Annotated in this window: 1 protein-coding gene; it reads left to right on the forward strand. The window is 64.4% G+C overall.

From position 1 onward, the window contains the following. Positions 1 to 97: 97 nt before the first annotated feature. A partial coding sequence (locus tag V8Z80_RS20860; RefSeq protein WP_336063335.1) for an IS481 family transposase occupies positions 98 to 1,006 on the forward strand: 909 nt, incomplete at its 3' end.

The raw sequence follows: 1,006 nt of genomic DNA on the forward strand, positions 1-1,006 counted from the left end.
TGTGAACATTCAATAGGTTGTATTCGTGGTTCATCCGAACCGGATTTGAGAAACTGGAAGTCGCCAAACACCCAGGCTTCTCAGGAGACCCGGCCGGATGAACACCCATAAGCATGCCCGACTGACGTTCGTACGTCGACTTGAAATGGTCCAACACCTGCTCGCCAAAGAGCTGACAGTGCTCGAAGCGGCTCGCCTGTACGGCGTGACTGCGCCGACGGTACGCAAATGGCAGGGGCGGTTCCTGGCCCAGGGTCAGGCCGGTCTGGTTGATGCCTCCTCGCGCCCGGCGCTCTCGCCCAGGGCGATTGCCCCGGCCAAGGCGCTGGCCATCGTGGAGTTGCGCCGCAAGCGGCTGACCCAGGCGCGCATTGCCCAAGCCTTGGCGGTGTCAGCCAGTACCGTCAGCCGCGTCCTGGCCCGCGCCGGCCTCTCGCGCCTGGCCGACCTGGAGCCGGCCGAGCCGGTAGTGCGCTACGAGCACGCAGCCCCAGGCGAACTGTTGCATATCGACATCAAGAAGCTGGGCCGCATCCAGCGGCCCGGCCATCGCGTCACGGGCAATCGACGCGATACTGTCGAGGGTGCTGGCTGGGACTACGTGTTCGTGGCCATCGACGACCACGCCCGTGTGGCCTTTACCGACATCCACCCCAACGAGCGCGGCCCCAGCGCGGTCCAATTCCTCAAAGACGCCGTGGCCTACTACCAGCGCCTGGGTGTGACCATCCGGCGACTACTCACCGACAATGGAGCGGCCTTCCGTAGCCGGGCCTTCGCTGCCCTGTGCCGAGAAATGGGCATCAAGCACCGCTTCACCAGGCCCTACCGGCCGCAGACCAACGGCAAGGCTGAACGGTTCATCCAGTCGGCCCTGCGCGAGTGGGCCTATGCCTGCACCTACCAAAACTCCCAACACCGCACCGACGCCATGAAATCCTGGCTACACCACTACAACTGGCATCGCCCTCACCAGGGCATCGGCCGCGTGACACCCATCTCCAGA

It is taken from the genome of Orrella sp. JC864 (genome assembly GCF_037026685.1).
GTDB lineage: Bacteria > Pseudomonadota > Gammaproteobacteria > Burkholderiales > Burkholderiaceae_B > Orrella.